The organism is Kitasatospora sp. NPDC048722 (assembly GCF_040650235.1).
Lineage (GTDB): Bacteria > Actinomycetota > Actinomycetes > Streptomycetales > Streptomycetaceae > Kitasatospora.
In genome coordinates this window covers 1-1,066 of sequence record NZ_JBEZGX010000195.1, presented here as the reverse complement: position 1 = coordinate 1,066, position 1,066 = coordinate 1, and the positions used below count along the sequence as shown (strand labels likewise).

The window sequence follows — 1,066 nt, the reverse complement described above, 5'->3', positions numbered from 1 at the left end:
CGGCGCCCGCAACCGCGTCGAGGTCGCCGCCCGTGCCTGGCAACACGGACTGGTCCGAGGTCCTGCCGTTCGTCGAGCCGCCGTGGGACCCTCATGTGATGACTACAATTAAAACAGGGGTCATTGCCTATCATAATAAAGAAACTCAAACGGGACGTTCTAATTTCACCATTACAATCAAAGGAAACGGAGGTCACGCTTCTATGCCACAATTAAGTAATGATGCAATAGTAGCCGCTAGTTACTTTGTAACTGAACTCCAAACAGTAATTTCAAGAAGAATAGATCCATTTGACATGGGTACTGTAACTATTGGATCATTTGATGGAGCAGGAAGTTTTAATGCTATACAAGATAAAGTAGTGTTAAAAGGGGATGTTCGGATGATGAAAGAAACAACTAGAAAAGTCATCCGAGACCAAGTGAAACAAATTGCTAAAGGCGTTGGAGTAACCTTTGGGGTTGAAGTGATTGTAGATTATGACGATAACTATCCTGTACTCTTTAATTCAGAAAATCTCACTCACTTTGTAGTTGACAGCTTAAAAGATCAGAATATTTCAGAAGTCAATAATATAGTCGATTTAGGACCACAAAATCCTTCTGAAGATTTTTCATATTATGGGCAAGTTGTACCAAGTACTTTCTTTTACATTGGTGCACAGCCTGAAGACGGCGGAAATTATCCCCATCATAGCCCTTTATTTAAAATGAATGAGAAAAGTATTTTAATCGCGGCTAAAGCAGTTGCAACTGTAACTATAAACTATCTATTTTTCAATAAAAAAATGTAGATTTACAAATAGCAAGATTTGTAGCTAAAGTTGCTCCTTCGTTATTTAATAAACTTATAAAAATATTTCTATCCTCTGTCCAGAAAAAGGTTGTATTATGGACGAGATTTAATTCACCGTCCGTCAAACTACGATACTGCGATGTCACTTAATGACAAGGTTTTGTATGTGTCCACAAATTCCGAGTTCTCTGTCTTGATGACAAATAACGTTCCAGAATATGCGTTGCTTACGTCCGGTAAAGGTTTTTTGAAGAATTTGGAAGATACAAC

1 protein-coding gene is annotated in these 1,066 nt (G+C 38.6%); it reads left to right on the top strand.

All coding sequences use genetic code 11. The features are described 5' to 3' along the window. The first annotated feature begins 98 nt into the window (after positions 1-98). Positions 99-794: a M20/M25/M40 family metallo-hydrolase gene (locus tag AB0C76_RS41530; RefSeq protein WP_359976021.1), complete on the top strand. Its 696-nt coding sequence runs from the start codon at positions 99-101 to the stop codon at positions 792-794. Positions 795-1,066: the final 272 nt, after the last annotated feature.